The sequence below is a fragment of the Mesorhizobium sp. M5C.F.Ca.IN.020.29.1.1 genome (assembly GCF_003997375.1).
Lineage (GTDB): Bacteria > Pseudomonadota > Alphaproteobacteria > Rhizobiales > Rhizobiaceae > Mesorhizobium > Mesorhizobium wenxiniae.
The window spans coordinates 1-3,380 of the sequence record NZ_RZSW01000611.1 but is presented as its reverse complement, the minus strand read 5'-3'; the positions used below and the strand labels follow the sequence as shown (position 1 = coordinate 3,380).

Sequence of the window (3,380 nt, the reverse complement as noted above, 5' to 3'; positions counted from 1 at the left end):
CGCGTAGATGGTCTCGAATTTCAACGGCACGATCAAAGTCGGGTATCAATCCAACGTCAGACAGTTCCGTGTTCGCAAACACGTCAGGAAATCCTCCGCAGTTGGTCAAAGCGCTTATGGAGACGTCTTGATCCAACAAGTCGTAGCCCAGGAAGGTAAATCCGTTCCAGTCGAGTGAACGAACGTCAACCGACGGTCTTCGGATCACATTGAGGACATTCAAGTCGCCCGGATCCGCCAACTCCGAAAGGAGGAAGTCCAGGTCCACAAAGAAATCGAGCATGTAGTCCTCGTTAACAATATGGGGCCAGTAGCTGTCCTTTACCTCTCCCAGGGCGACCGGCCCGAGCATTCCATCGAGTGAAACGACCTCGCTTAATTGGGTGAGGCCGGACCAGTTGATGTACATGGTCCACGCAGTGCCGCTGAAAGGACCGAACTTCTCTTTCGCAATGTACAGATGTGGCATGAGTTCCCTCGTGGCCTGCGGGCGGCAGGAGGCCCCACCTTAGAGCGGCCAACAGCGCAACGGCTCGTTTTGCGCGTTCCAAGTTGAATATGGGTCGTCGCAAGACGATGTTTGCGACACCGAGCCTTGATGAGTTTATCGGAGACCATTTGACGATGTCGAACACAAAGACGCAGGCGAATTCGGCGGACGAAGATCCCTTTCTCTGGCTGGAGGACAGGACAGGCAAGCAAGCGCTCGACTGGGTTCACCGTCAGAACGAGGTTACAACAGGTGAATTGCAGGGTGATCCGTCCTACCAAGCCTACTTCCAAACCGCGCTCGACCTGATGACGGCCGAAGACAACATTGCGGTTGGCTCTGCGCTCAACGGCCACGTCTATAATTTCTGGCAGGACAAGACCAACGTGCTTGGCCTCTGGCGGCGCACGCCGGTCGCTTCCTACAAGACCGAGAAGCCGGATTGGGACACGATCATCGACTTCGATAATCTGTCGGCGAAAGAGGGCGTGAAATGGGTGTTCAGCGGCGCCAGCCGGCTTTATCCCGACTTCAGCCGCTGCCTGGTCAGCCTGTCGCCGGATGGCGGCGACGCCAGTGAGATGCGCGAATTCGACATCGACACCAAGTCCTTTGTCGAGGGCGGCTTTCGTGCTCCTGCCTCGAAGTCGGGCTTCCGCTGGCTGGACAAGGACACGGTCATCGTCTCGGCTGCCTTCGAAAAGGACGAAAAAACCCAGTCCGGTTATCCGCGCGTGGTTAAGCTTTGGCAGCGCGGCACCAGGCTGGAGGATGCGACGCCGATCTTCGAGGCGCAGAAGCAGGATCTCGCCGCCGGCGGTTCCCTCGAGTTCGACGGCGACAAGCGGCATCTGTTCCTGACCCGGACGCTCGATTTCTTCGCCTCGCACAGCTTTCTGCGTCTGCCTTCCGGCGAAAACAGGCGTATCCCGCTGCCGGACGACGTCACCGACACGATGCTGTTCAGGGATCAGCTCGTCTTCGGGGTGCGCAGCCCATGGTCGGCGCCGGGCGGCACGCGATGCCGACCCGACGGCCTCTATTCGCTGGACTTCGCCCGCTGGATGGAGACCAATGCGCTCGGACCCGTCGATACCGTCCTCGAGCCGGCGGATCGTGTCTCGATCGGCGGGATCGCCCGCACGCAGGACCGGCTGTTCATCAACCTGATGGACAATGTGCGCGGCAAGGTCGTCGCCTGCCAACGCGGCGACAGCGGCTGGTCGCTGCAGCCGGTGGCGCTGCCCGAAAACGGCAATGTCGGCATCAGCCACGCCGAGCGTTTCGGCTCCAGCGTCTCCTTCTCCTTCACCGACTTCCTGACGCCGAGCTCGATCATCTGGTCGGACGACAATGCTGCCACGCTGGCAACGGTGAAATCGCAGCCGGCGCGCTTCGACGCGTCGTCCCTGGTCTCGGAACAGTTCGAGGCGCGCTCGAAAGACGGCACCATGATTCCTTACTTCGTCGTCAGGCGACGTGATCAGAACGGGCCGGTGCCGACGCTGCTTTACGGCTATGGCGGCTTCGAAGTGCCGCTGTTGCCAGGCTATGCCGGCGTGCGCGGCCGGCTGTGGCTGGAAAAAGGCAATGCCTATGTGCAGGCCAATATTCGCGGCGGCGGCGAGTTCGGCCCGAACTGGCACCAGGCCGCGCTCAAGGCCAATCGCCAGAATGCCTTCGACGATTTTATAGCGGTTGCGCAAGACCTGGTGAAACGCGGCATCGCCACGCCGGCGATTCTCGGCATCCAGGGCGGCTCAAATGGCGGCCTGCTGACCGGCGTTTCGCTGACCCAGCATCCGGAGCTTTTCGGTGCGGTGATCATCGATATGCCGCTGCTCGACATGCTGCGCTATACCGAGCTGCCGCCTGGGGCATCCTGGATGGCCGAGTATGGCGATCCAGCGAAGCCTGAAGAAGCCGAGTGGCTTGCGGCTTATTCGCCTTATCAACATGTCGAGACCGATGCCGCCTATCCGCCGGTGTTGCTGACCACATCGACGGCCGACGACCGCGTCCATCCCGGCCATGCGCGCAAGATGGCCGGGCGGCTGCAGGCTGCCGGCCACACCAAGACACTATTCTTCGAAGAAACCGAAGGTGGCCATGGCGGGCGCGGTGATCGCCGGCCGCAAGCGGCACAGGCGGCGATGAAGTATGTCTTCCTGCAACGGGCGCTGAACGGAACGGCTTGAACTGATCGCATCAGACCGCCTAAGGTGCTGCATGGCTCGGATGAAGACATTTCGCGCATTTGGGATGGCGGTGACGCCGTCGCCGCGCACGCTTCGCGCCGAGCTTTTGCGGCTTTGCGCCCGCATCGGCTATTCGCCGCCCACTTTCCCCTAGCGAATCCGCCCCGGCAACAAATTGCCGGATTGGTTCAAGAGGAAAGATCAGACATGACGTATCAGAATTATTCGCTGAAGCAGCTTCAGCAGATCGATGCTGCGCATCACCTTCATCCGTTCACCGATCACAAGGAGATGCGCGAGGCCGGCTCACGCATCATCACCCACGCCAACGGGCCGTTCATCTACGATTCCGAAGGGACGGAAATCCTCGACGGCATGGCCGGGCTGTGGTGCGTTAATGTCGGTTACGGCCGCGATGAACTGGCCGACGCAGCTTACGCCCAGATGAAGGAACTTCCCTACTACAATTCCTTCTTCAAATGCTCGACCCCGACGCCGGTGCTGCTGGCCAAAAAGCTGGCGGAACTGGCGCCGAAGCACGTCAATCAGGTCATCTACGGCTCGTCCGGCTCGGAGGCCAATGATACGGCACTGCGGCTGGTCCGCCACTATTGGGCGCTGGAAGGCAAGCCGGAGAAGAACTGCATCATCTCGCGCAAGACGGCCTATCACGGCTCGACCATCGCCGGCAC

Annotated in this window: 3 protein-coding genes; 2 read left to right on the top strand and 1 reads right to left on the bottom strand. The window is 60.6% G+C overall.

Annotated features, from left to right (window positions below):
- Nucleotides 1–469, bottom strand: a 469-nt coding sequence (locus EOA85_RS30755) for a hypothetical protein (RefSeq protein WP_127212242.1), incomplete at its 3' end; no start/stop codon positions are given.
- A gap of 155 nt (nucleotides 470–624) precedes the next feature.
- On the opposite strand from EOA85_RS30755, the gene EOA85_RS30750 reads away from it, so the two are divergent.
- A complete protein-coding gene (locus EOA85_RS30750) occupies nucleotides 625–2,688 on the top strand; it encodes a prolyl oligopeptidase family protein (RefSeq protein ID WP_127212241.1) in 2,064 nt (687 codons plus the stop codon).
- 207 nt (nucleotides 2,689–2,895) lie between these two features.
- The coding region (locus EOA85_RS30740) for an aminotransferase class III-fold pyridoxal phosphate-dependent enzyme (protein WP_127212240.1) at nucleotides 2,896–3,380 on the top strand (485 nt) is incomplete at its 3' end.